22 protein-coding genes are annotated in these 26149 nt (G+C 67.4%); 6 read left to right on the top strand and 16 right to left on the bottom strand.

The window, feature by feature from the left end; translation table 11 throughout:
* Positions 1–18: 18 nt before the first annotated feature.
* The 3 genes from G3T36_RS01485 to G3T36_RS01495 form a co-directional block, all read right to left on the bottom strand.
* Complete coding sequence (locus G3T36_RS01485; RefSeq protein ID WP_163287642.1) at positions 19–2649, bottom strand: invasin domain 3-containing protein; 2631 nt, start codon at positions 2647–2649, stop codon at positions 19–21.
* 130 nt (positions 2650–2779) lie between these two features.
* Positions 2780–3604: an alpha/beta fold hydrolase gene (locus tag G3T36_RS01490; protein WP_163287643.1), complete on the bottom strand. Its 825-nt coding sequence runs from the start codon at positions 3602–3604 to the stop codon at positions 2780–2782.
* A 113-nt stretch (positions 3605–3717) separates the two neighbouring features.
* Complete coding sequence (locus tag G3T36_RS01495; protein ID WP_163287644.1) at positions 3718–4290, bottom strand: NUDIX hydrolase family protein; 573 nt, start codon at positions 4288–4290, stop codon at positions 3718–3720.
* A gap of 139 nt (positions 4291–4429) precedes the next feature.
* On the opposite strand from G3T36_RS01495, the gene G3T36_RS01500 reads away from it, so the two are divergent.
* From G3T36_RS01500 to G3T36_RS01510, 3 genes are read left to right on the top strand one after another with little or no spacing between them, the layout of a single operon-like run.
* The gene (locus G3T36_RS01500) at positions 4430–5077 is read left to right on the top strand and encodes an alpha/beta hydrolase-fold protein (protein WP_163287645.1); all 648 of its coding nucleotides are present in this window, start codon (positions 4430–4432) and stop codon (positions 5075–5077) included.
* A 53-nt stretch (positions 5078–5130) separates the two neighbouring features.
* Positions 5131–9765, top strand: a complete 4635-nt coding sequence (locus tag G3T36_RS01505; protein WP_163287646.1) for an ATP-dependent helicase — start codon at positions 5131–5133, stop codon at positions 9763–9765.
* 21 nt (positions 9766–9786) lie between these two features.
* A complete protein-coding gene (locus G3T36_RS01510; protein ID WP_163287647.1) occupies positions 9787–10563 on the top strand; it encodes an Fpg/Nei family DNA glycosylase in 777 nt (258 codons plus the stop codon).
* Positions 10564–10670: 107 nt separating this feature from the next.
* Here the strand turns inward: G3T36_RS01510 and G3T36_RS01515 are convergent, their stop codons facing one another.
* The 9 genes from G3T36_RS01515 to G3T36_RS01555 form a co-directional block, all read right to left on the bottom strand.
* Complete coding sequence (locus G3T36_RS01515; RefSeq protein WP_163287648.1) at positions 10671–12344, bottom strand: HNH endonuclease signature motif containing protein; 1674 nt, start codon at positions 12342–12344, stop codon at positions 10671–10673.
* Positions 12345–12471: 127 nt separating this feature from the next.
* On the bottom strand, positions 12472–13221 hold the full coding sequence (locus tag G3T36_RS01520; protein ID WP_163287649.1) for an NAD(P)H-binding protein: 750 nt from the start codon (positions 13219–13221) through the stop codon (positions 12472–12474).
* 25 nt (positions 13222–13246) lie between these two features.
* Positions 13247–14263 (bottom strand): RNA polymerase sigma factor SigJ, encoded by a 1017-nt coding sequence (sigJ, locus tag G3T36_RS01525; protein ID WP_205244982.1) that lies wholly within the window; start codon positions 14261–14263, stop codon positions 13247–13249.
* A gap of 155 nt (positions 14264–14418) precedes the next feature.
* Positions 14419–14715 (bottom strand): YciI family protein, encoded by a 297-nt coding sequence (locus G3T36_RS01530; protein ID WP_163287650.1) that lies wholly within the window; start codon positions 14713–14715, stop codon positions 14419–14421.
* A 132-nt stretch (positions 14716–14847) separates the two neighbouring features.
* Positions 14848–16029, bottom strand: coding sequence for a cation:proton antiporter (locus tag G3T36_RS01535; protein WP_163287651.1), 1182 nt, complete (start codon positions 16027–16029; stop codon positions 14848–14850).
* A gap of 13 nt (positions 16030–16042) precedes the next feature.
* The gene (locus G3T36_RS01540) at positions 16043–16537 is read right to left on the bottom strand and encodes a cation:proton antiporter regulatory subunit (protein ID WP_163287652.1); all 495 of its coding nucleotides are present in this window, start codon (positions 16535–16537) and stop codon (positions 16043–16045) included.
* A gap of 85 nt (positions 16538–16622) precedes the next feature.
* Positions 16623–17144 carry a peptide-methionine (S)-S-oxide reductase MsrA gene (gene msrA, locus G3T36_RS01545; protein ID WP_163287653.1) on the bottom strand — a complete coding sequence of 174 codons (522 nt, stop codon included), beginning with the start codon at positions 17142–17144 and terminating at the stop codon, positions 16623–16625.
* A complete protein-coding gene (gene msrB, locus G3T36_RS01550; protein ID WP_163287654.1) occupies positions 17141–17617 on the bottom strand; it encodes a peptide-methionine (R)-S-oxide reductase MsrB in 477 nt (158 codons plus the stop codon). The genes msrA and msrB overlap by 4 nt, the downstream gene beginning before the upstream one ends.
* Before the next feature lie 94 nt (positions 17618–17711).
* Entirely contained in the window at positions 17712–18407 is a 696-nt protein-coding gene (locus G3T36_RS01555) for a DNA-3-methyladenine glycosylase family protein (RefSeq protein WP_163287655.1), read from the bottom strand.
* A 229-nt stretch (positions 18408–18636) separates the two neighbouring features.
* On the opposite strand from G3T36_RS01555, the gene G3T36_RS01560 reads away from it, so the two are divergent.
* Together G3T36_RS01560 and G3T36_RS01565 are read left to right on the top strand one after the other, a co-directional pair.
* On the top strand, positions 18637–20133 hold the full coding sequence (locus tag G3T36_RS01560; RefSeq protein WP_163287656.1) for an APC family permease: 1497 nt from the start codon (positions 18637–18639) through the stop codon (positions 20131–20133).
* Between the two features lie 107 nt (positions 20134–20240).
* On the top strand, positions 20241–20807 hold the full coding sequence (locus G3T36_RS01565; RefSeq protein WP_163287657.1) for an isochorismatase family protein: 567 nt from the start codon (positions 20241–20243) through the stop codon (positions 20805–20807).
* A gap of 343 nt (positions 20808–21150) precedes the next feature.
* Here G3T36_RS01565 and G3T36_RS01570 read toward each other — a convergent pair whose 3' ends face one another.
* On the bottom strand, positions 21151–21714 hold the full coding sequence (locus G3T36_RS01570; protein WP_163287658.1) for an ArsR/SmtB family transcription factor: 564 nt from the start codon (positions 21712–21714) through the stop codon (positions 21151–21153).
* A gap of 74 nt (positions 21715–21788) precedes the next feature.
* Between G3T36_RS01570 and G3T36_RS01575 the strand changes: the two genes are divergently transcribed.
* Positions 21789–23060 carry an MFS transporter gene (locus G3T36_RS01575; protein ID WP_163287659.1) on the top strand — a complete coding sequence of 424 codons (1272 nt, stop codon included), beginning with the start codon at positions 21789–21791 and terminating at the stop codon, positions 23058–23060.
* 25 nt (positions 23061–23085) lie between these two features.
* Here G3T36_RS01575 and G3T36_RS01580 read toward each other — a convergent pair whose 3' ends face one another.
* From G3T36_RS01580 to G3T36_RS01590, 3 genes are all read right to left on the bottom strand, one after another.
* Positions 23086–23688 (bottom strand): DUF4231 domain-containing protein, encoded by a 603-nt coding sequence (locus G3T36_RS01580; protein WP_163287660.1) that lies wholly within the window; start codon positions 23686–23688, stop codon positions 23086–23088.
* A 126-nt stretch (positions 23689–23814) separates the two neighbouring features.
* Complete coding sequence (locus G3T36_RS01585; protein ID WP_163287661.1) at positions 23815–25254, bottom strand: protein kinase domain-containing protein; 1440 nt, start codon at positions 25252–25254, stop codon at positions 23815–23817.
* Positions 25255–25367: 113 nt separating this feature from the next.
* Complete coding sequence (locus G3T36_RS01590; RefSeq protein ID WP_163287662.1) at positions 25368–26129, bottom strand: DUF899 domain-containing protein; 762 nt, start codon at positions 26127–26129, stop codon at positions 25368–25370.
* Positions 26130–26149: the final 20 nt, after the last annotated feature.

The following is a 26149-nucleotide window of genomic DNA, read 5'->3' on the forward strand; positions in this document are numbered from 1 at the left end:
TGTCTCGTCCCGTGCTAGCTACGAATGCTGCCTACGCCGCCGAACCATCGACAGGAGCCCGAGCGCGCCGAGCAGAATCGCAGACGCTGCGATGCCGGCCGGCAGATACACGTCTGAGCCGGTCAGGGCCAGCCCCTCGGTCGGAGTCGGCGTCGGCGTCGGCGGCGTCACCACGGATGCGACCTCCGCGATGAATCGCGCGTCAGCGTTGCCTCGCGCGGTGAGAGGAGTGCCATCGTGCGTGATCGAGATCGCTGCCACGACAGCGACGGATGACGTCACTGTCGCGTGGTAGGTCCCCGGCACAGCGGGATCCTCTTCGAAGGCCGAGATCGTTCCGCTGCCGAGGCTCGCAGAACTGGTGCCCGAAAGCAGGTCGGGAGCGTCGGCCACCGGGTTCCCGAAGGTGTCCGCGAGGGTCACGGTCACCTCATGGGTTCCATCGGGAACCATGCGCGAGTCCGAAGACACAGTGAACCCGGTCGCGCTGTTGGCCGGATCGACGGCACCCGCTATGAACACCGCCACCGTATTCGCGCCACCGGTGATCTCGCGGTCGCCCAGTTTCGCGGTCATCGACTTCGGCCCGGCCACCGTCGATGCGATGTCAGCCGTGTACGTGCCCGGCGAGGTCTCGGTGAAGGATCCGACTCCCCCGCCACCGAGATCCGCTGACGTAGCTGCCGTCAGCGCGCCGGCCTGGCCCTCGACGATATTGCCTTCCGCGTCGACCAGGGTCACCGTAACCGTGTGGGTCTCGGTTCCGACGACCCGCGCTCCCTCGGAGACACCGAACCGGGTGCCCGAATTGGTGAGATCGGCTTCGCCGGCGACGAAGTTAGCCGTCGAGTTTCCGGACGGGTTCAGGGTTGTTCCGCCCAGTGTGACGGTGATGTTCTTCGCCCCGGAGACCGTGGACGTGATCGACGCCACGTAGGTACCGGGTGCGGTCTCACTGAACGACGTGATGTCGCCCCGGCCCAACGCCGACGTCGTTCCGGCGGTGAGGGCACTCGACAGCCCGAGGACAGGATGACCCGAGGCATCCTTGATCAATGCCGTGATGGTGTGGGTCTCGACGCCGTCAGCGACGCGGGTCCCGGTGCTCACCGACGCCGTCGACTTCGAAAAGTCGACAGCGCCCGCGACGAAGCTGAGCTGCTTGGTCACCGGTCCGGTCGCACCATCGACAGTGAACGCGACGGTCCCCTGGCCGAGCGCCGTCGAGCTCACCTGTGCGCTGTAAGACCCGTCGGCATTGCGGCTCACAGCACCCACGGTCCCGACGCTGGACGTGATCGCGACCGTGTGGGGAGCGGTGAGGGGGTCGCCGACGGTGTCGAAGAGGCGAACCGTCACGGTCGCGAACGACGTGCCGTCTGCGACCACTGTGGCCGGGGTCGCATCGAGGGTCGACCGCGAGAGATCCAGGCTCTGGTTCACCGTGAGCGTCAGAACCGCGCCGCAGTTAGCCCCACCCATGGTGCTGCACGGCGCCGGATTCATCACGTCCGAGCCGGCAGACGCGATACCGGCAGTGGACTGGCCGGCGGCAGTCGCGCGCGCAGTGATCTGGATGTGCGACACGGCGCCGAGCGGCAGGTCGCCGACCGACCACGTTCCTGTAGCGCTGTCATACGTGCCGTCACCGGAAGCGCTTGTGAAGGCGAACCCCTGGGGGAGTCGGAAGATCGCCCGGGAGTTGGTGCCGTCGGAGGGGCCCTCGTTGGTGAGGCTCAGCGAAAAGACGACGTCGTCGCCTACAGAAAGATTCGACCGTGAGACGGACAGTGCGGGGACGATTTTGGCCAGCGAGAGGTTGGCCGAGTAGGTGGAGTAGTACGTCTTCGTCACGGTCTCGCCGGGCGCAGCCGAAACGCGGAACGACACGGCCATGCCGTTGTCGACCGGGTCAGTGCATGCCGTCAGCGGGACGCACCCGTTGGGAAGCGATGCGTAGGCCAGCGATGCGTTCAGCACGTCGTAGTAGGAGCCGGCTGCGAAAGTCGCGTCCGGCTCTGCGGAAACGAACGAAATGTACGGACCGGTGGCAGTCCCCTTGCACGAGGCCCTCCCACCGACGACTTCGGCCACCCCCACGTCACTTCCGCTCAGCATGCAGTCGGCATACGAGTTCAAGGCCACGTTCGTCGATGTCGCCGAAATGTTCTTGAAGCTCAGGTCCGTCTTCACGAAGTCATCGCCGATGACATAGGAATCGCGCTTGGTCACTTCGACGTCGGTCCCCGTGCGCGTGGTCTGGATCCAGAACGGATCGGCCGCTGTCCCTGTCCCACCGAAGGTCTGGACGGGATTCGCTGTGTCCACAAGCGTGTTGTCGGGCAGGACGACCCAGATCCCTGTCCCCGACGCCCCGCCCGATTCTCCATTGAAGTACGCGTACCCGAGCGACGGGTCGGCGGAGTTGAGCTGTGACCGCAGATTGGAGTCGACCGCGATCGACTTGATCGGGCTGGAGCCATCGAGAGTGATCATCCCTGTGGTGACGGAACCCGTGGCAGCGGATGCCGGGATGGTGCCGGCGAGCGCTGTAGCCAGCGCCAAGGTGACCGCGGTGACAGCGCCGATCAGCCTCCCTTGCGATGTTCGCCGCCGTGGATGGGCGAGGACGGGCCTCATACTGTTCATGTCTTGCCTCCGGTCGGGAACGCCAGAGAGCATGGGGACACCACGGCACGATTGCCGATGACGTCACCGAATGCAGCGTTCTACCCGAATGGACATCGGCAAGCGCATTTCATAACGCGAGACGGACTTATTAGGACGTCAGCCACTCCAGGAGGTCGGCGTTGATCGTGTCCGCCTGGGTCGTCGGCATCCCGTGCGGGAATCCGGCATACGTCTTGAGTGTCCCGTTCTGCACGAGCTTCGCGGACAGCGGGCCGGAGTCCGCGTATGGCACGATCTGGTCGTCATCGCCGTGCATCACCAGAACCGGCACCGTGATCTTCTTGAGATCCTCGGTGAAATCGGTCTGAGAGAACGCCACGATCCCGTCGTAGTGGGCTTTCGCCCCGCCCATCATTCCCTGGCGCCACCAGTTCTGGATGATCGCCTCCGACGCTTCGACCCCGGGCCGGTTGTACCCATAGAACGGACCCGATGGCAGCGCCCGGTAGAACTCCGACCGGTTCGCGGCAAGCTGGGCCTGAAGTCCGTCGAACACACTCTTGGGAAGTCCGCCCGGGTTGTTCTCGGTCTGCACCATGATCGGGGGCACCGCGCTGATGAGCACAGCGCGCGCGACGCGGGACTCGCCGTACTGCCCGATGTAGTGGGCGACTTCGCCTCCGCCGGTGGAATGGCCGACGTGGATGGCGTCGTGCAGGTCGAGCTGCTCAGTGAGCGCAGCCAGGTCGGCCGCGTAGTGATCCATGTCATGGCCATCCGACGTCTGTGTCGAACGGCCGTGCCCGCGCCTGTCGTGCGCGATGACCCTGTAGCCGTTATTCAGGAAGAACAGCATCTGCGTGTCCCAGTCGTCCGCTGAAAGCGGCCAGCCGTGACTGAAGACGATGGGTTGTCCTGTACCCCAGTCCTTGAAGAAGATCTCCGTGCCGTCTGATGTGGTTATCGTGCCCATGTCGTTCTCCTGTCAATGCTCTCCAGTCAGTGCTGTGAGTGGATTCGATCGATCGGGGGACACACCGGATGCACGCCCAACCTACTCCGGCGCGGCAGCACGAGCCACAAGGACTAGAGGAGTCGCCCGACCGATGCGAGGGCTGCGCGCAGCAAGGTGCCGCGACCACCCTCCATCTCCTCGGAGACGGTGACGGACGCCGCCTCTTCCGGCGTCATCCAGGTGAGTTCGAGTGCATCCTGACGAGGCTCGCAGGTGCCCGTCACGGGCACGACGTACACCAGCGACACCGCGTGCTGCCTGTCGTCGGTGAACGGCGTGATCCCGGGCATGGGGAAGTACTCGGCCACGTGGAACGGAACGGGGCTCGCGGGGAGCTGCGGGAACGCCATCGGTCCCAGGTCTTTTTCCAGGTGGCGGAACAGTGCCTCGCGCAGCGTCTCCCCTCTCATGACCCTGCCCGACACGAGAGTGCGGGTCATCTCGCCTACCGCGTTCGCCCGCAGCAGCACACCGACCTCGACGACCTGGCCGATGCCGTCCACCCGCACCGGCACCGCCTCGACATAGAGGATCGGAAGTCGTCCACGTGCCTGCTCGAGCTCGATGTCGGAAAGCCAGGCCGGCCCGCCGGACGGGTCGTCCGGCATCGGCTCCGGGGTCGGATCGGGGGTTCTGACGCTCATGACACGATCCTACGGACCCCGCAACCCGGCTGCCGCTCGCCAGCGTCGATCTGTGGACACGATTTTCAAACCAACGGATGTGAAGGGATTTTCGCCATCTATTGCGAGAAGATGATAAATCGCCGTTCAGGAGGAACCCGTGCCGACATCGCCACCCGCTCTCAGGATCGATCGCGAGGCCGTGCTCTGGTCCGCGTCGGAGATCGACCGCGCCGACCGGCCGCTGTTGATCCTCCTCCACGGTTACGGATCCGACGAAGGCGACCTGTTCGGCATCTCGTCTTATCTTCCGCTCGAGCCGGTCATCGCATCCGTTCGCGCACCCATTCCCGAAGGTCCCGGGTTCGCGTGGTTCTCGCGCTATTCGAATGCCGAGGCCAACCCCTCGCCGACGAACGCGAACGCGGCGGCCATGGCCGTACTGGAGTGGCTGGACGAACAGCCGCCCCATCCGTCCGTCGGACTCCTCGGGTTCTCCCAGGGCGGCGCGATGGCCCTCCAGCTCCTCAGGCTGGCACCGGAGCGATTCGGCTACGCCGTGCAGCTGTCGGGTTTCGCGGTCAGCGGCGAGGAGCCGGGCGATGTCTTCCTCGCGACGCATCGCCCACCGGTCTTCTGGGGGCGAGGAAGCGCGGACGACACCATCACCCCGGATGCCATCGCGCGCACGACCGACTGGCTGCCGTCGCACTCCACCCTCGACTCGCGCGTGTACGAGGGACTGACGCACGCGATCTCGCCGCGCGAGCTCACCGACGTCTCCGGGTTCATCCGTCACGTTCTCTAGGAAGCCGGACATCGACACACCACAGTGTCGGCCGTGTGCGTAAGGATGGACGGATGAGCAATGTGCTCGACCGGTTCTCCCCTGCCACGCGTGAGTGGTTCAGCGGGGCGTTTCCCGAGCCGACGACCGCGCAGTCCGGTGCCTGGGATGCGATCTCCCGCGGCTCCCACGCGCTCGTCATCGCGCCCACCGGGTCGGGCAAGACGCTCGCGGCGTTCCTGTGGGCGATCGACCGGCTGGCCGCAGAGGACCGCGACCACGCGCGTCCGCCAGGCACCCGCGTGCTCTACATCTCACCGCTGAAGGCCCTGGGCGTCGACGTCGAGCGCAACCTCCGCGCGCCGCTGGTCGGGATCACCCAGACCGCCAAGCGTCTCGGAGCAGAACCCCCGCACGTCAGCGTCGGGGTCCGCTCCGGCGACACGACCTCCTCCGATCGGCGCGCTCTCGTCACCAATCCTCCCGACATCCTGATCACCACACCCGAGTCGCTGTTCCTGATGCTCACCTCGGCGGCCCGCGAGACGCTCGCATCCGTCGAGACGGTGATCGTCGACGAAGTGCACGCCGTCGCAGCGACCAAGCGCGGAGCGCATCTCGCCGTCTCCCTGGAGCGGCTCGACGCGATGCTGGCGAAGCCGGCGCAGCGGATCGGGCTGTCGGCGACGGTGCGGCCGGCCGAGGAGGTGGCGCGGTTCCTCGGTGGTCGCGCGCCCGTCGAGGTGGTGAGCCCCGCATCCGGAAAGCGTTTCGACCTGCGGGTCGTCGTTCCCGTCGAAGACATGAGCGAACTGGGCACGTCGACCTGGAACGACGAAGGCGACACCCGGACGCCCCAGACCGGTTCGATCTGGCCGCATGTCGAAGAGGCGATCGTCGACCGTGTGCTCGAACACCGGTCATCGATCGTCTTCGCCAACTCGCGCAGGCTCGCCGAGCGCCTGACCGCCCGGCTCAACGAGATCTACGAGAAGCGCCTGCTCGGGGGTATCGCCGCGCCCACCCGGGTGCCCGCCGAGGCGATCGGCGCATCCGGACAGACCAAAGGCTCCTCACTCGCCGGCGCCGACCCGGACGCCCTCGTACTTGCACGTGCGCACCACGGCTCCGTCAGCAAAGAGCAGCGCGCACTCATCGAAGACGACCTCAAGTCGGGCCGGCTGCGCTGCGTCGTCGCGACCTCGAGCCTCGAACTCGGTATCGACATGGGCGCCGTCGACCTCGTCGTGCAGGTCGAGTCGCCGCCGTCGGTCGCAAGCGGCCTGCAGCGCGTCGGCCGGGCCGGCCACCAGGTGGGCGAGGTATCACGGGGCATCCTGTTCCCGAAGCACCGGGCCGACCTCATCCACTCGGCTGTCGCTGCAGAACGGATGACCTCCGGACTGATCGAGTCGCTGCGGGTTCCGACCAACCCGCTCGACATCCTCGCCCAGCAGACCGTCGCCGCCGTGGCGCTCGAGCCGGTGGACGCGGACGACTGGTTCGACACCGTGCGGCGAAGCGCCCCGTTCGCCACGCTCCCGCGCAGCGCTTACGACGCCACCCTCGACCTCCTCGCCGGGCGGTACCCCTCCGACGAATTCGCTGAACTGCGCCCGCGGATCGTCTGGGACCGTGATTCGGGCTCCCTCACCGGCAGGCCCGGTGCCCAGCGTCTCGCCGTGACCAGCGGCGGAACCATCCCCGACCGCGGACTCTTCGGCGTCTACATGGTGGGCGAGAAGGCCAGCCGTGTCGGCGAGCTCGACGAAGAGATGGTCTACGAGTCGCGGGTCGGGGACGTCTTCGCCCTCGGCTCCACGAGCTGGCGCATCCAGGAGATCACCCACGACCGCGTCCTCGTCACACCCGCCTTCGGCGAGCCGGGCCGGCTGCCGTTCTGGAAAGGCGACGGCCTGGGCCGGCCGGCGGAGCTCGGTCGCGCGGTCGGAACGTTCGTGCGCGAAGTGAGTGGCGCATCCGAGGCCGACGCAGAGCTGCGCTGTGTCGAAGCCGGGCTCGACCGGTGGGCGACCGGCAACCTGCTGGCCTTCCTGCGCGAGCAGCGCACCGCGACCGGGCACATCCCGAACGACCGCACGCTGGTCGTCGAACGCTTTCGCGACGAGCTCGGGGACTGGCGTGTCGTGATGCATTCCCCGTACGGCATGCAGGTCCACGCCCCGTGGGCGCTGGCTGTCGGTGCACGGGTCAGGGAACGTTTCGGCATCGAAGGCGCCAGCATGGCCGCCGACGACGGCATCATCGTGCGCATCCCGGATACCGAATCACAGCCGCCCGGTGCCGAGTTGTTCGTTTTCGACCCGGCCGAACTCGACGAGCTGGTCACCACGGAGGTCGGCGGGTCTGCCCTGTTCGCCGCCCGGTTCCGTGAGTGCGCGGCCCGCGCGCTCCTCCTGCCCAAGTACAACCCGGGCAAACGCTCGCCGCTCTGGCAGCAACGACAGAAGGCGTCGCAGTTGCTCGACGTCGCGCGCAAGTACCCGACCTTCCCGATCATCCTCGAGACCGTGCGTGAATGCCTCCAGGACGTCTACGACCTGCCCGCTCTCGACGCCCTCGCCAAACAGCTGGCCGAACGCACCGTTCGAATCGTGGAGACCACGACCGAATCCGCATCGCCGTTCGCTCGGGCGCTCCTGTTCGGCTACGTCGCAGCATTCATGTACGAAGGAGACAGCCCCCTCGCCGAACGGCGCGCAGCTGCGCTCTCGCTGGATGCGGGGCTCCTCGCCGAACTGCTCGGTCGCGCCGAATTGCGCGAACTCCTCGATCCTGCTGTCATCGAACGCGTCGAACGCGAAGTGCAGCGCCTGGCGCCCGAGCGGCGGGCACGGGGTGTCGAAGGCGCGGCAGACCTCATCCGGATGCTCGGCCCCCTGACCGTCGACGAAGCGGCCGAGCGGCTGGCCGGTGCCCCTCACGCGGATGGAGACGGTGCCGACGCAGCAACCGCCGACGTGGCGCGGGAATACCTCACCGAACTCGTCGATGCGAAGCGCGCGCTGAAAGTCAGCATCGCCGGCACCGAGCGCTACGCCGCGATCGAGGATGCGAGCCGGTTGCGGGACGCGCTGGGTGTGCCGCTTCCGATCGGAGTGCCCACCGCATTCATAGAACCGGTGGATGACCCGCTCGGCGACCTCGTCAGTCGCTATGCCCGAACGCACGGGCCCTTCGCCACAGCCGATGTCGCCGCTCGGTTCGGCCTCGGGATCGCCATCGTGAACGACGCCCTCCGCCGGCTCTCGCACGATCGACGGGTCGTCGAGGGCGAGTTCCGCCCCCATGCGTTCGGCTCCGAATGGTGTGACGCGGAGATCCTGCGACGACTGCGGCGAATGTCGCTCGCCGCGCTCCGGCACGAAGTCGAGCCGGTCGACCCGCAGACGTTCGCCCGGTTCCTGCCGGACTGGCAGCACATCGGCGGCATCCTGCGTGGGGTGGATGCGGTCGCGTCGGTCATCGAGCAGCTTGCCGGCGCTCGCATTCCCGCGTCGGCATGGGAGTCGCTGGTGCTCCCTTCGCGCGTCGTCGACTACAGCCCTGCGATGCTCGACGAGCTCACCGCGACGGGCGAGGTCGTCTGGGCGGGCGGCGGCTCGCTGCCCGGCAACGACGGCTGGGTGAGCCTTCATCTCGCCGAATCCGCGCCCGTCACGCTTCCGTTGCCGATCGAGTACGAACCGGATGCGCTCCAGCTCGACATCCTCGAGGCGCTCGGTCGCGGGGGTGGGTTCTTCTTCCGTCAGCTTTCCGACACCATCAACGGCGAACGTGTTGCGCGTGACGGCGGGCAGGCCGGAGGGCCGGCGCCCGTCGACGACGCGACACTCGTCACCGCCATCTGGGATCTCGTGTGGGCGGGTCTGCTCACGAACGACACCCTCGCCCCTCTGCGCACGCTCACCGGTAGTTCCGGCGCCCACAAACGCCCCAAGACTCCACCGCGGTCGCGGCTCTACCGTGGTCGATCCGTCGGTCGCTCCGCTCTCGTCACCCGGGTCGGTCCTCCCATCGCCGGTGGCCGCTGGTCGGTCCTTCCTCCGCCCGACGAGGATGCGACCTTGCGGGCACGCGCTCTCGGCGAGACCCTGCTCGACCGCTACGGTGTCGTCACTCGCGGGTCCGTGATGAACGAGGGAGCTCCCGGCGGGTTCGCGCTCGCTTACAAAGTCCTCAGCGGTTTCGAGGAGTCGGGTCGGGCTCGGCGCGGCTACTTCATCGAAACGCTCGGTGCAGCGCAGTTCGCGACGGGTGCGACCGTCGATCGGCTGAGATCGTTCACGCTGGATCACACCCAGGAACCCCCGCGGAATGCTGTTGCACTTGCGGCGACCGATCCGGCCAACCCGTACGGTGCCGCCCTCGGGTGGCCCGCGACTCCCGAAGACGCCGGCTCCGGCCACCGGCCGGGTCGCAAGGCGGGCGCGCTCGTGGTGATCGTCGACGGTGCGCTGATCCTCTATGTCGAGCGGGGCGGGAAGAGCCTCCTGTCGTTCAGTGAAGACGTGCGCGTGCTGGATGTCGCAGCGCGGGCGCTCGGTGCGTTGATCGTTCGGGGTCGTGTCGACAAACTGGCCATCGAGACGGTGAACGGGGGTTTCGTGCTCGGCACGCCCCTCGGCGACGCCCTTTCTGCTGCAGGCTTTCTGGCTACGCCTCGCGGGCTCCGGTTGCGGTCGTGATCTCTCGGATGCTGGAGCCTCATGCCTGAGGGCGACAACGTTTACCGCACCGCACGGCTCTTGCGGGATGCGCTCGAAGGGAAGGTCCTCACCGGGAGCGACTTCAGGGTTCCCGCCTTCGCGACCCTGGATCTGGCCGGGCAGCGAGTGGATTCCGTCGTAAGTCGTGGCAAACATCTCCTTGTCCGGGTGGGTGAGGTGAGCATCCACAGCCACCTCAAGATGGAGGGTTCGTGGGAGGTGTACTCCGTCGGTGGCCGGTGGCGGCATCCGGGGTTTCAGGCTCGGGTCGTGCTGACGACTGCGGAGGTGGTCGCCGTCGGGTTCCAGCTCGGTGTTCTCGAGGTGGTTGCGCGCGATCAGGAGGAAGGCATTGTGGGGTACCTCGGGCCCGACCTTCTCGGGCCCGATTGGGACGCGGATGAGGCTGTGCGACGTCTTGCCGAGCATCCGGACCAGCCGATCGCCGTCTCGCTCCTCGACCAGCGGAACCTCGCCGGGCTGGGGAACGTCTACGCGAACGAGATCTGTTTCGTCCGTGGCATGTTGCCGACGCTTCCGACCGCAGAAGCCGATCTGCCGGCGACGGTCTCGGTGGCTCATCGGATGATCGTCGCCAACCGCGATCGGCCGCAACGCGTGACGACCGGGAGCACCCGTCGCGGCGAGAACACGTGGGTGTACGGACGGCAGGGCAAGCCGTGCCTGCGGTGCGGGACACTGATCGAACGGTCCGAGCTCGGTCGAACGGAACTCGAGCAACGCGTGACGTATTTCTGTCCTCGTTGCCAGACGTGAGGGTCGAGGACGGTGTGCTACCGGCGTGGCGAAGCACCGCTGCTCCATCCGGCTGCTCGGGGTCGTCCTGAAGCTCGTCATGGTGATGCGGTTGGAGGTGGTGCGGGTCATGGTGGTGCCCTGTCGGGTAACCGGATGCGTCCGCCTTTGCGGGGCGTGCGGGTCGGGTCGAGGTGCGCCGGTGGCGTGAACCAGGGAATATGGTCGCGGACCTGGATGTCCCAGCCGTCGTCGTGCACCCGATGGTGGTGGTGCGAGCAGAGCAGGATCCCGTTCTTCAGATCGGTCGGTCCGGTGTCCCTCTCCCACCAACGGATGTGGTGCGCCTGCGTGTACGAGGGTGGATGTGGGCAGCCAGTCCAGGCGCAACCGCCGTCCCGTTCGGCCAGAGCGTGCTTCTGCGCCGGAGAGAACAGTCGCTGCTTCCGGCCCAGGTCCAGGACCTCACTGTCACGCCCCAAGACCATCGGGATCAGGTTCGCGTCGGCGGCGAGCAGCCGGGCGGTTGCGGCGCTGACCGGGGTGGGTACTTCGTCGATCTCCGCGGCACCTTTCCCACGGCGCAGGTCGGCCAGGCTGACTCTTACGATCATGGTCACCGGCGGACTGGTCGCCCCGGAGGTGCAGCCGGCGCGGTGCCGGAACACCTCGACCGCCCCATCCGACCGGAGTTGGGCCATACTCCGGGTCTCCGGCATCGCGGGAGTGTCCGGTGTGTCGGGTTCGGGGTCTGCGAACCGCACCCCCGTCGGCCGAGCCGACGCATTGCGGGCGTCACCAGTGTCGCGGGAATCGCGGGCGTCGCCTGCGTCGCCTACGTCGTCAACGCCACTGGTGTCGCGGGATTCGTCTACGTCGTGACCGTCACTGGTGTTGCGGCCGTTGCGTTTGTCGTGGAAGTCGCGGGTGACGTAGGCGGTGATCTGCGGCACCACATGGCCGGCGGATTCGGCGTCGAGGCGCCAGTCGATCCGGGTCATCCCATCCCGGGTGGTGGTGATCGTCAACGACCGGCGCCGGCGGTGGATCTGCTCACGTGGTTCGGTGCCGTCCTCGTCCAGCCGGTCCCGCAGCTGGATCGCCGACCGGCGCATCTGCTCCACGGTCAGGGCCGGCGCGTGTTCGATCAGCAGCCGCTCACCCCTATGGCGTTGCTCCAGGCTGCAGCCGTCGCCGGTCTTGCCCAGCTCCCGGACGATCACTGCCGCCTGCTCCACCGACACGTGACCGGTGGGCGCAGCGCCGGTCTTCGGGTCGCCCGAGGCTTCCGGGTCGCCCGGATCACCAGAATGGCCTGGGTCACCGAGCAGCGCGACGGCCAGTTCGGGGAACGCGGGCGGCAGTTCTTCGCCATGCAGGCTGTACTGGGAGGCGGTTGCCCTGGCCACCGCACAGAGCTGGCGGGCGTGCGGCAGGCTGGTGCGCCACAGTTCCGCCAGGAACGACCCGATATCACGATGCCCGCCGGCCCGCACCGGATCCGTCGCTGGGTCCAGGCTGCCGGCCCGGTTCAGGGCGGCGATCCGCCGCAACGCCACCCGCTCCAGCGCCGCCCGCACCACACCGATCGCCGCCAGCGAGCGGGCGTGCAACTGCGCTTCGCTCAGACTGGATGCACCCGCATCCGCTTCCGCCACTGCACCCGCATCCGCCCCCGCCGCACCCGCATCCGCCCCCGCCAGCACCGCACTTGCATCCGCCACCGGATCCGTTTCGAGCGCGCGCAACGCGTCGAGCGCAGCAGCGACCGCGGCGAGATCGTCGGCGGGTGGGAAGGTCATGGTTCCACCCAACCAGCAACCACCGACATTCGGGGCCGCGAATAAACAACCTTTGATCAGCAATTTCCCTGTGGATAGATTCCGAGATCACCCGATTGTGGAGGACTCGACGAAACCCCCGATCACGTCACCGAACGCGGTGCGCGAGGAACTCGGAAAACGTGATCACACCGTACGGCTCCCCGTCGACCAGGTTGCTCCCGGCCGCGAGCGTACGAAACGCGTTGCCCGGCAACCGGAGCGACCACACCGCGCGGCGCGACCGCCGGTATCGCTTCCACTGATCCGCAAGCTGCCGCCCGGTCAGCTTCTCCGGTCCGCCGATGTCGGCAACCCGGCCTGCCGGCTGGCCGTCCACGAGCGAGACCAGGCGCACGGCGACCTCCTCCACAGAGATCGGCTGAATCCGGATCGACGGCGCGAGAAGCACCGGCGAGAATCGCTGGGCCGCGAACAGGGCTGCAACGAGCTCATGCACCTGGGTCGCCCGCACGATCGTGTGCGGCACAGGGGACGCCTCGAGAATCCGCTCGCATTCGAGCTTCTGCCTGTAGTACCCCAGCGAGAGCTTGTCGATCCCGACAATGGAGATGTACACGATGTGAGCGACTCCGGCGTCCTGTGCAGCGTCGATCAGGTTGCGGGTCATTCGAGCGTCGCCGCCGCGGATCGAGGTGGCGAGGTGAATGACACTCGTCACCCCGCGAAGCGCGGATTCCAGCCCCGAGCCGGAGGTGAGGTCCCCGACGAAGCGCCCGGCTCCAGCGTGTCGGCTCAGCACGCGAACATCCCGCCCGCTGCCGCCCCGCAGCTGCTCGACGAGCGGCCGGCCCAGGGTCCCGGTACCGCCGGTCACGAGAATCGTCGGCGAGTCCACTGCGGTGATGTCCTCCCGGTCACGATCACGAACCAGCAGACCCAGCCGAACCAGCAGAACCAGCCGAACCAGCAGAACCAGCCGACCCAGCCGACGCGTCCGCCCCAGCCGCCCCGGAGACCCGGGACAACTGCCCCTGCGCGAACGCGAGCTTGTGCGGATTCACCACCATGTCCAGGCCGGTGATGTGTTCACGGTCGGTGTGGACGAACCACACGGCGAAGATCTCATCGCCGGAGAGCGCCACGACCGCCAGTTCGCCGTTGACCTGTGCGATGAAGGTTTCCACATCCCGACCGAACCGCTGCACGATGCCCACGAGGTAGCGCGACACCTCGTCGCGTCCGGAAAGGGGACGCCGCGCAGCATTCACGACTCCACCACCGTCGGCCCGCGCGACGGCGTCCTCTGCCAGGAGCGCTTCGAGGCCGTCGAAGTCGGCGTCGCGGGAAGCCGCGATGAACCGGTCGACGAGCCCGCGCCAACGCTCCGGCTCGACAGGAGCGGCACGCGGTACCTGGGCGTGCCGCCGCGCCCGGGCGTGGAGTTCGCGGGCGTTCTCTTCCGTGGTGTCGAGCAGGTCGGCGATTTCGCGGTGGCTGTACTCGAACGCTTCACGGAGGACATAGGCTGCGCGCTCGGGTGGCGAAAGTCTTTCGAGAAGCAGGAGCAGCGCGAACGACACGCTTTCGCGCTGCGACGCGATGTCGAGCGGACCGAGGACCCCGGACGTCGCGCCCGGTCCGTCGAACTCGGATGCGGTGAGCACCGGCTCGGGCAGCCACGGCCCGTCGTAGATGTCACGCGCCGCACGCGCCGACTCGAGTGTGGTCACGCACAGATTGGTCACGACACGGGCGAGGTAGGAGCCCGCATCCGAAATGCGCGACCGGTCGACCGCACCCCAGCGAAGCCACGCCTCGCGGACGACGTCGTCTGCATCGGATGCGCTGCCGAGCATCCGGTAGGCGATCGCGAACATGCGCCAGCGCTGCGCCTCGAACATGTCGAGGTCGCCGGAGCTGCCGGTCGGGGCTGTCACGCCCTCATTCTGTCAAGCGAGCGGATGCTCCGACAGGCACCCGCTCGGATTCGCAGGCTCGGCGACGCGCATCGCGCCTTTCGAACCCGTGAGGGCACACGAATGGGCCGGGCCGCTGAACCAGCGTCCGACCCGCTCGCATGCCAGGAAGCGGACTACATGTCGACGGTCTCGTGGATCTCGATCCGGCCGCCGGCGGACAGGTGCGGGTGACCTTTCAGCAGGCCCTCCACCTGGTCGGACGAATCGGCCTTGACGATCGTGTACCCGTTGACGCGGCTCGGCGGGATGTCGGCGCCCTCGGCGGACTCCGCGCCGAACGCGTTGCCCGGGTCGAGGATGGCGTCACCGGCCGCACCGAACCACGCCATCCACGCGTCCGTCACCTTCTTGCCTTCCTCAGGTGTCTGAGGAACTGAACCGCCCTGGTACAGCAGAACGTATTTCGCCATTGTCATACTCCTCGTGTCGTGCTGCCGGTCGGCAGCGGTGGTGTTCATCCGTACGACGTTCGGGAGCGCGCGAAATCGACAGCGCCGACAAGACCGTGCCCGAACAGGACGACACGAACAGCACCGTGCTGGTCAGCGCCCGACGGCCGGGCGACGTGGACGGGTCGCAGCCCGGAACCATCCGGCGTCGGGGATGCGCGCGAGCAGTGGCCCGGCGATCACCGTGATCAGTACGTAACCCGTCGCCAACGGGGCGAGGCCGGGTTCGATTCCACTGCTCACGGCGAGCCCGGCGATGACGATCGAGAACTCGCCTCGCGGGGTGAGGGCGAGCCCGGCCCTCCACCGACCGGGCACGCCGATCCCTGCACTCCGTGCGCCGAGGTAGCCGGTCAGGATTTTGGTGGCCATGGTGACCACGGAGAGCGCCACCGCGGGCCCCAGCATGAACAGCAGTTGCGAGGCATCCGTGGCGAGCCCGAAGAACACGAAGAAGAACGCGGCGAAGAGGTCGCGGAGAGGCGTCAGCACCTGGCTCGCCTGCTGCGCCACCCTCCCCGAGAGAGCGATCCCGACAAGGAACGCTCCGACAGCGGTCGAGACGTTGACCTGCTGTGCGATGCCGGCGACCAGCATGGTCAGCCCGAGCACACCGAGGAGGAGCGGCTCCGGATGCTCGGGCGAGAAGATCTGCGAGATGAACGAGCCGAAGCGCAGGGCCACGAAAAGGATGAGGGTGACGACGCCGACGGCGATGGCGACGGCCACGGCGCCTTCGAGCAGGCTCACCCCGACGAGCAGTGCGGCCAGCACCGGAAGGTAGAAGGCCATGGCCAGGTCTTCCATGACGAGGATGGCGAGAACGCCGGGAGTCTCGCGGTTGCCGAGCCGACCCAGGTCGCGGAGCATCTTCGCTACGACACCCGACGACGACACCCAGGTGATCCCCGCCAGGGCGACAGCGGCGACAGGACCCCAGCCGAGCACAAGCGCAAGCACCGCACCGGGGACGGCGTTGAGCACTCCGTCGACCGCTCCGATCACGGGAAAACGGCCCAGGGTGCCCAGAAGTTCGCTCGCTGTGTATTCGAGGCCCAGGAGGGCGAGAAGCAGGATGACGCCGATCTGCGCTCCGACCTGGACGAAGGTCGCACTCGCGTCGAGTGGGAGAAAGCCGCCTTCGCCGAACAGCAGACCCAGGACGAGATAGAACGGGATGGGCGAGATGCCGATGCGGATGGCGAGCCGTCCGAGAAAACTCATCGCGAGCAGCAGCGCGCCGATCTCGATCAGAATCAGCGTCGTCTCCTGCATGGGCGGCGGCTTGTCAGTCGGGCCCGTTGGCGATCAGACGACCGAGAGCGTCGAGGCCATCCCTGATTCCGACGGCGATGAGGATGTCGCCGGGCCGGAAGAGTTCGGCGGGCGTGGGCGACGGGATCACCTCGTGGCCGCGAACGATGGCGACGATCGAGACGCGCGTTCGCGTCCTGGCCTGGGTGTCGCCGAGCGGCCTGTTGAGGTACGGCGAATCGGTGGGCAACTGCAACTGCTCGGTGAACAGCCCGGCCGTGTCGCCCGCCAGGCTGGTCAGCCGGCTGAGGGTCACGGAACTGCCGAGCAGGTCGGCGAGCGCCGCCGCCTCTTCATCGTTGAGCGGAATCGATTCGCTGCTCGCATCCGGATCTTCGAGGCTGAACAGCGCAAGGTCGCGGTCGCCGTCGCGATGCGAGACGACGCTCAGGCGCCGACCGCTCTCGGTCACCAGGTCGTGACGGACCCCGATACCCGGCAGGTCGAACTTCTCGATTCGCACACCCACAGGGCCACGCTAGCAGGGTGGTGGAAAACGAAAGAGGGGAGCCGAAGCTCCCCTCCCGGTCAACGGGTGACCGTGTCACGGATAATTACTGCGCGACCGCCTGCTCGCGGCGCGGCAGCTTCCAGTCCGGGCGCACGTAGTGGCAGGTGTAGCCCCACGGGATGCGCTCGAGGTAGTCCTGGTGCTCAGGCTCAGCCTCCCAGAACGGGCCCGCGGCGGTGACCTCGGTGACGACCTTGCCGGGCCAGAGGCCGGAGGCGTCGACGTCGGCGATGGTGTCCTCCGCGATGCGCTTCTGCTCGTCGCTGGTGTAGAAGATCGCCGAACGGTAGCTGGTGCCGACGTCGTTGCCCTGGCGGTTCTTCGTCGACGGGTCGTGGATCTGGAAGAAGAACTCGAGCAGCTCGCGATAGCTGAGCTTCTCGGGGTCGAAGATGATCTCGATCGCCTCGGCGTGGGTTCCGTGGTTGCGGTAGGTGGCGTTGGGCACGTCGCCGCCGCTGTAGCCGACGCGGGTGGAGATCACCCCGGGGCGCTTGCGGATCAGGTCCTGTACGCCCCAGAAACATCCTCCGGCGAGGATCGCCTTCTCTGTGGTTCCGGTCATCGTGCTGTCTCCTCTGTGGTGTCTGACGTTGTGGTGAACAGGCTGCGGTAGTCGCCGTAGCCCGCGCTCTCGAGGTTCGCGAGCGGGACGAACCGGAGCGCTGCCGAGTTGATGCAGTAGCGCAGTCCGCCCTGGTCTGCCGGTCCGTCGTCGAAGACGTGTCCGAGGTGGCTGTCGCCATGTGCGGACCGGACCTCCGTGCGCACCATCCCGTAGGTGCGGTCCTGCTTGAGGACGACGTTGGCCGGGTCGATGGGCACGGTGAAGCTCGGCCAGCCCGACCGGCTGTCGTACTTGTTGACGGATGCGAACAACGGCTCTCCTGAGACGACATCGACGTAGATGCCCTGTTCATGATTGTCCCAGAACTCGTTGCGGAAGGCGGGCTCCGTCATATCTTCCTGGGTGACGCGATACTGCTCGGTGGTGAGCCGGGAAATGGCCTCCGGGTCCTTGCGGTACTCGTGTGACACTGTGCTTTCTCCTTCGCTTCGGGTCGCTGCTGGCTGCAGCGCCTCAGTAGGTAGAACGAGGGATGGTCACGAGCTGTTCCACCCAAGCTGTGTGTTAGCTGTGGCTTTCGGCGGGCACAGGGAGAGCATCCGCTGCGCCTGTCGCGCCTGTCGTGACCGCACTCGAAGCGGCTCCGGCGTACAGCTCGGTCGCACGCCAGCAGTACCAGGCGACGATGCTGCGATACGGATGGTACGGCTCGCCGAGCGCATCCAGCTGCTTCGGGGTCGGCGTCGCGATCCGCCAGGCCAAGGCGAAGCCCTTGCGGACACCCAGGTCGCCGGTGGGCCAGATGTCCAGCCGCCGCAGCTGGAACATCAGGAACATCTCCGCAGACCACTTGCCGATCCCGCGCACCTGCGTGAGGCGGGTGACGACCTCTTCGTCGCTCTGCCGCCCGAGTCGCCGCGAATCGAGCACCACCGTGCCGTCGAGGACTTTCTCCGAGAGATCGAGCAGCGAGGCGAGCTTGGCGCCGGAGAGCCCGGCGGCACGAAGCGTTTCCGGCGGGGTCGCGAGCACGCGCTCGGGCGTGACCTCGCCGAGCAGGGCTGCGACGAGCCGGCCGTGGATGGCCCGGGCGGCCGCACCGGCGAGCTGCTGGTAGGTGATCGCCTGGACGAGCTGGGCGAAATGGGTCTGCGTGGGGGCGGGAAACCGCGGCAGCCCGCCTTCGGTCACAAGGCGCGCAAGCACCGGATCCTGTTCCGCCAGGATGCGCGCCGCCTGCCGATGCGTGACCGCCGCCATTGCACCAGCTTTCCACACAAGCGCGCGGACAGCTGGCGAAAACTCAAGGCGGAGAGCTGAGCCGAGCATCCGCCTCCGGCAACGGAATCCATCGGGTATTTCAGATTCTTTGACGGATCGGGCCGTCAATGTTGCCGAAAGCGACAGATTCCGTTGAATGCCGAGTTGTCCCCAGCGAGGATCACTGCTAACGTCAGCGCAGAATATCCGCAATGAAGCAGGAGAACCCATGACCCGGACAGACGCAACGACGCGGCCGTCGCAGAACGACCCGTCAGGCACCCACACCCACGATCTGCAGGCTGACGGAGTCAGCGCCGCAGGATCAGTGGTCATGGCCGTTGCCGGAAGCGCACCCGCCTACTCGATCGCAGCCACGACGGCCACCCTGGTCGCCGCCGCAGGACTCGCCAGCCCCGCAGCCCTGCTCTGGTGCGGTCTCCCGATGCTCGGCATCGCCTGGGCGTTCGCGTTCCTCGGCCGCGCCGACGTCAACGCCGGCGCCGCGTACTCGTGGGTCGGCCGCGCACTGCACCCCATCCTCGGCTTCCTTTCGGGCTGGGCGCTCGTCATCTCGGCGACGATCTTCATGGTCGCCGGCGCACTGCCCGCCGGTGTCATGACGGTGGCCCTGTTCGGCGGAGACCAGAACAACGTGCCGCTGGTGACCGCGATCGGAGCGATCTGGTTCCTCATCATGGCCGGCTGCGTGCTCGTCGGCGTGCAGATCACGGCCCGCGCGCAGTGGATCATGTCCACCATCGAAGTCGGCATCCTCTTCGTGTTCGCAATCGTCGCGATCATCCGCGCTGCGACCGGCACCCACGCCGGCCCGTCCTTCTCGTGGGACTGGCTGAGCTTCGCGCACTTCACCGGCCCGGGCGCATTCATCGCCGCAGCCCTCGTCGCCGCCTTCTACTACTGGGGCTGGGACGTCTCGTCCAACCTCAACGAAGAGACCAAGGACGGCCACAAGAACGCCGGCCTCGGCGGCATCATCGGTGTCATCATCGTCTTTCTGCTCTTCGAGATCTTCACGATCGCGACGCTCGTCATGCTCCCCGCGAAGACCATCGAAGAGAACAGCGGCAACGTCCTGGGCGCACTCGGCCAGGTCATCTGGCCCGGAGTCGGCGGCAACATCCTCGTGATCGCCGTCGTGCTCTCCACGATCGCCACGCTCGAGACCACGCTCATCCAGGTCACCCGTTCGCTCTTCGCAATGGGCCGCGACAACACGATCCCGGCCGCATTCGGCCGCACCCACAAGAAGTGGCGCACGCCCGCCTTCGCCACGCTGGTGGTCACCGGCGTCTCGCTCGTGCTCTTCATCGGCTCCAACTTCCTCGGAAGTGTCGGCGAGATCCTCTCCAACGCCATCAGCTCGATCGGCCTCCAGATCGCGTTCTACTACGCGCTCGCCGGAATCGCCGTCGTCGTCGCCTACCGCAAGATCATCTTCAAATCGGTGAAGAACTTCATCTTCATCGGCCTGTGGCCGGCCGTCGGAGCGATCTTCATGCTGGTGATCTTCGTGGTGTCCATCCCGAACCTCGACCCCATCGTGATCGCGATCGGCATCGGAACCCTGGCGCTCGGCATCGTGCCCATCATCATCTACTGGAAGAAGGGCGCGGCCTACTTCCAGCGCCGTCCGCTCGAGCTGCCGGACGAGCTCGACGAGAAGGCACCCGAGAACATCGACGAGCGACCGCCCGTCGCCTAGGAGAAACCCAGCTGCACGAAACGGAAGTGGCCCCAGAATGGTTCGGGGGCCACTTCTGTTTTGTGCGGCGCCCGAGACAGCATGACTGCGAATGACAGGAGAAGAGCGTGAGCCGGCTACTGGTGATCGTCGACATCCAGAACGACTACTTTCCGGGCGGCGCGTACCCGCTCGTCGGCACGCAAGCCGCGGCGGAACGTGCATCCGCACTGCTCGCTCACTTCCGGGCGAGCGGCGAGCCGATCGTGCACGTGCAGCACGTCTCGGATGCTCCGGATGCGACATTCATGCGCCCGGGAACGCGTGGCGTCGAGATCAACGAGGCCGTCGCACCCCTCGCCGACGAGCCGGTCGTGCTCAAGGGGTCGCCGAACGCGTTCCTCGGCACGGATCTCGAGCAGCGCATCCGCGACGCCACCGTCGACGAGGTCGTCGTCGCCGGAATGATGACGAGCATGTGCGTCGACTCGACCGTGCGCGCAGCGGCGGACCTCGGGTTCACCGTGACCGTCGCATCCGATGCCTGCGCAGCGCCCGACCTGTCGTTCGGGGACGTTCGCATCGCCGGCGACGCTGTGCACGCGGCCTTCCTCGCCGCCCTCGACGATGGTTTCGCGACGGTCACCACCGTCGAGGCACTGATCGCGCACGCGCACGAGGTCTCGCCGCACTAGCTTCGTCCCGGCGCTCAGCTCGCCGCACGCGTTGTTTCCCAGCGCACTCGTACGACGTAGTGCGCTCGGAACGAACAAGTGCGGTCGGAACGACGTAGTGCGCTCGCCACGACGTGGTGCGCTTGCCACGGCGTCGCGCGCTCGGGCGAACACGTGCGCTTGGAACGAAGGAGTGCGACGGGACGCCGGGCGGGCCAGAAGCAGCTCGCCGCACTCGTTGTTTGCCAGCGCACTCGTACAACGAAGTGCGCTCGCCACGAAGGAGTGCGCTCGCCACGAAGGAGTGCGGTCGGACGGAATGAGTGCGGCGACACGGGACGGGGGCGCGGCAGGGACGGCCGGGCTACTCGGCGAGGCGGTGCAGCACGAAGAGGCCGCCGTGCATCGGCTGGTCGAGACGCTCGTTCTCCGTGAGCACGTATTCGTCGAGGATCGCCACGATGCGCAGGTCGAGTTCTTCGAGTTGCTGGGGTGAGAGATGCAGCGCGAAACGCTCGAAGGTCTCGACGGCGCCGGGGCCGGCATCGCGCAGTTCTTCCTGGAACGCCTCGATCGGCGGAAGGTACCGGTCGACGCCGTTGCCGCCGAGCGGATCGCTCAGCCACCACGACTGCCCGCTCGACCGGTACGGCTTCTCCAGGGCTCCACTGGGCCCGGTGCGAACCGGCGCAGGCACGAGAAGCCCCGCGTCGACCAGTTTGCGCACGTGGTAGAGCACCGTTCCCGGGTCCTGGCCGAGCCGGTCGGCGAGCTCCTTGTTGGTCAGTTCGTGCTGCGCACAGAGGCGAAGGATGCGCGCACGCAACGGGTGCGAGAGCGCTTTCGCTTCACTGACGGTCGCCTGGCGACGTCGATCGCGCGGGTCGACGTCGAGCCTGGCCGAGATCGCATCCTGAGTTTCCGTCATGTGTCCATGGTAACCAATGATCGAGATTCTTCCATCACCTTGAACTTTATCAATCGATGTGCAATTCTCCATAGGTGACCAGTTCGAACCCTTCCGACACGGCCGACGCGGACCAGCCTGAATCCGCAGCCGGGCTCGGCGGCTCCTTCTGGCGCCTCTGGTCGTCGGACAGCCTGTCGAACCTCGCAGACGGCATCCTCAAAGTCGCGCTTCCCCTGATCGCGCTCGAGTTCACACGAAGTCCCACGCTCATCGCCGGCCTCGCTTTCGCCTTCACGCTCCCCTGGCTGCTCTTCGCACTCCCCGCGGGCGCACTCGCCGACCGGATCGACCGCCGCCGCGCGATGCTCGGGGCGAACATCGCCCGCGCGACGATCGTCGGTGTGATCGCCCTCGGAGCAGCCTTCGGGTTCGGGTCGATCTGGATGCTCTACATCGGAGCGTTCGCAGTCGGTATGGCGGAGACGATCTATGACACGTCCGCCCAGTCGATCCTGCCGCAGGTCGTCAGTCGCGACCTCCTGCCCCGCGCCAACTCCCGCCTCTACGTTGCAGAGACGGTGACCAACCAGTTCATCGGGCCGCCGCTCGGGGGTGTGCTCGCGGCGGTCGGCGCGGGCGTGGCGCTGGCGACTCCGGCCGGGATGTGGCTGGTCGCGGTGGGCGCGCTGCTGATGATGCGCGGTTCGTTCCGTGTCGAGCGGACCGGGCGCACCACCATCCGGGCCGACATCGCAGAAGGGCTGCGCTTCCTCTGGCGGCACACCGTTCTGCGTTCGCTCGCGATCATGACCGGGGTATTCAACCTCTCCTCCAACGCGGCGTTCGCGGTCTTCGTGCTCTACGCCGTCGGCCCGACCTCGCCGATGAAACTGACCGAGCCGCAATACGGCCTCCTGCTGACGAGCTTCGCGATCGGCAGCGTCGGCGGGTCGTTCCTCGCCGTTCCGCTCGAACGCCGGCTCGGGCGGGCGCGCACGATCGGGATTTCGATGATCGGACCGGCACTCAGCGTCGGCGTCCCGGCGCTCACCTCCAACGTGTGGGCGATCGGTATCGCGTTCCTCTTCGGCGGGGCGGCGATCATGATCTGGAACGTGATCGTCGTGTCGTTCCGCCAGCGCGCTACACCCGACCACCTCCTGGGGCGCGTCAACAGCGCCTACCGCCTGGTCGCCTGGGGGACGATGCCCGTCGGCGCGGCGATCGGCGGTGCGCTCGCCCAGTGGCTCGGCCTGACGGCCGTGTTCGCGATCATGACGGCGGTCGTGCTCTCGATGTTCCTGTTCCTGTTCGTGGTCACGGATGCCCGGATGGACGCCGCGGAGGCGCATCCGACCGATTGAGCGCATCCGCAACGAGCCGACAGGCTCATGCGACGTGCGCCGCGCCCCCGCCCGACCCGGTCTCGCTCGCCTGGGACGACTTCGCCCACGAGGTCGTCTCACTCGTCGCCAGCGCTTCGACCCGCTCCACGAGCAGAGGAACGGGATCGCCGTTCGCGTAGTCACCCGCGCGGGCGGTGAAGAGGCTGCGCTGCGAGGCGATCGAGCTCGCGGTGATCCGGTAACGGATCCAGTTGTCATGCCACTGGAACAGCTGCTGCGCTCCCTCGAGCACCACGATCGTCGCGCCGAGGCTCGCCGTCAGCCAGGTCGCCGCGCTGACAGCGACGGCGACGGGGACGCCGGCGGCCAGGACGAGCTGCACGACCTTGACCGAGAGATACCAGACGCGCGAATAGCCCGCGTGCCGCTGATACCAGGCGAGCTGCGACGCGATCCGCGCTTCGATCACGGACGGCGCGACCACGGTGGGTTCGGGCGTGGCGTGCTCGGGCACAGCAGGCTCGGGCTCTCCGGCGTCGGCGGCACGCACGGCGACAGGCGCCGGGGCCGCGACGGGCGCCGGGGCCGCGGCAGGCGCGGGCGCCGGGGCCGGCAACGGGATGATCGGGGGTTCGGTAGCAGCCATGGGACATCCTCCGTCCGATCCGCCGGGCGCGACTCGCGCGTCCACAGCGGATGGCGAAACGATAGTGCTCCGTCGTGCGCAGCCGCAATGGGCGGCGCGCCACCGCGCCGGCCCCGCCTCTGCAGCTCAGTTCCGGAGAATCGACTCGCGGACGACGCGCACCCCGGACACCGGGGTCGGGATGCTCCCGCTGCTCTCGCTCGCCCACCGCTGGCCTTCGCGCCGCAGTTCGAGCTGGGCGACGATGATCGCGGCGATGTCCTGCAGGTTCTCGACCTGGCCCGGCGATGCGGACCCCGGCTTGAAGTCGAGCACCGACAGCGTTCCGATCACCTGGCCGTCCCCGCGTTTCAGCGGCACGCCCACGTAGAAGCGGATCGCGAGCGGTCCCTCGACGAGTGAGCTCCCCTGGGCTCGAGGGTCGTTGCGCGCATCCTCGACGATCACCGGCTCTGCCTGCGGGACCGTCGCCTTCGAGAGGTCCACCTCGCGGGCGATGTGGGCGACCTCTGCTCCGTAGTGCGAGGTGAACCAGGTGCGGTCGTGGTCGACGACGCTGACGATCGAGATCGGCGCCGCGAACATGCGCGCGGCGAGCGCGGTCGCCCTATGAAGGGATTCGGTCGGGAGCGAGTCGAGCACGGTCGGAGTGTCCGCTATCGCATCGGCGGGCCGGTCCGGCGGGAAGAGCGTTTCGCTGTCTTTGTGTCGACCGCTCTCGGCGATCACGATCTGCTTCAGGATGGAGACGAGTTCGCGGCCCTGGGGCCGTTCGGCCGGGTTTCGGCTCGTCATAGCCCGGAGAAGCCCGCGCCAGTGCTCCGGGAGGTCTTCCGGGATGCGCGGATCGCGGGACAGGCGCGCAACGGCGGACTCCACCATTGCGCCAGGGAACTCTTTGCGCAACGTGAAGCATTCGAGCAGCACGAGACCGAGCGAATAGATGTCGGAGGCCGTCGTCACCTCGCCGCCGCTCGCCTGCTCCGGGCTCAGGTAGGCGGCCGTGCCTGTGGTCATCCCCTGGGCGGTCATCCGCTCGACCTCGTCGGACAGCGCGATGCCGAAATCCGCGAGTTTGGCGCGTGCCCGCGTCGCGCCGTTGCCGTAGTCGACGAGCAGGATGTTGGACGGCTTGATGTCACGATGGATGACGCGCTTGCCGTGGATGTATTCGAGCACCTCGGCCATGTCGTACCCGATCTCGCCGATGTGACGCGCGGAGATCGGCGCCTCGAAGAGACGCGTCGCCAGGTTGGCGCCGAGCACCAGCGGCATCACGATGTAGCGGCGCGACCGGCCGTTGCTGTCGCTGGCGACTCCGGCGTCGATCATCGTCACGAGGCCGTGATGGTCGAGGGCGGCGAGCACCACGAATTCGCTCTCCTGCTGGCTGACATCGCCGATGCCGGCGTGGAAGAGCTTGACGGCGACCTGCCGACCGAGCGACTCGTCGTGGGCGCGATAGACGGTCGCCATGCCGCCGCGCCCGACCACGGCATCCAGACGGTAACGGTCGGCGAACACACGGGAGATCAGGTCGTCGTCACCGTCGTGGTGGGCGGCCATCGTCACCTGCTCTCTGTGCTGTGTGCGCGCGCTCTGCGCTGTGCGCTCAGTGCTCAGTGTGACCGACCTGAGGCTTTTTCACCAAGTTGAAATACAGGCCTTGACGGGATGGTTTATTGAGAGTATTCGTCGTGTCTGCGCCACCAGAACCCGGGCTCATTGCGCCCGAGCGGAGCGCGGTCGAGCCATTGGTACATTCCCCAGAGCGCGTCGACGCCGCGCTCGTACGTCGAATAGGTGTGGTAAACGACGCCGTCCTCCAGCACGAAAGCGCTCATGCCGGGGCCCTCCCGCCGGTAGGTCTCCCAGTCGGTCCCGACCGTGGCGCCGAGTTCCTCGAACCAGGTACGCCCATCGCCCTCCGGTGGACGCAGGTCGATGGTGCGGTAGTTGTAATTCACCTCGCCGGCACGCCACTCCTCCTCGGTGTGCGAGGTGTGGAAATCGAAATTGAAGTCGGACTGGAACGACGACGCCCACGGGAACGTCCACCCCATCCGCTGCTTGTATGCCTGCAGCTTCGGCAGCGGTGCGCGGGAGACGGCGAAGAAGGAGACGTCGTGGTTCTCGAGGTGCACGACGGAGCCGTTGAAGCCATCCGCGATCGCCGAGCACGACCGGCAGCCGGCGTCATAGTCCGGCCCGAACATGAAGTGGTACACGATGAGCTGGGAGCGGCCGCGGAACAGGTCGGCGAGGGATGCGCTCCCGTCGTCGGTCTCGAACCGGTACTCCTTGTCGATGCGCACCCAGGGCAGCTCCTGCCGGCGGCGCGCGAGCTCGTCGCCCTTGTGCGTCAGTTCCTTTTCTTCTGCGAGCAGCTCGAGGCGCTCTGCGAGCCATTCCTCGCGGGTTCCCACACGGTGGTCGGTCATCGGTCCTTCTCCTTGCAATG

Source organism: Leifsonia tongyongensis, from assembly GCF_010686705.1.
In the GTDB taxonomy this organism is placed as follows: Bacteria; Actinomycetota; Actinomycetes; order Actinomycetales; family Microbacteriaceae; genus Diaminobutyricibacter; species Diaminobutyricibacter tongyongensis.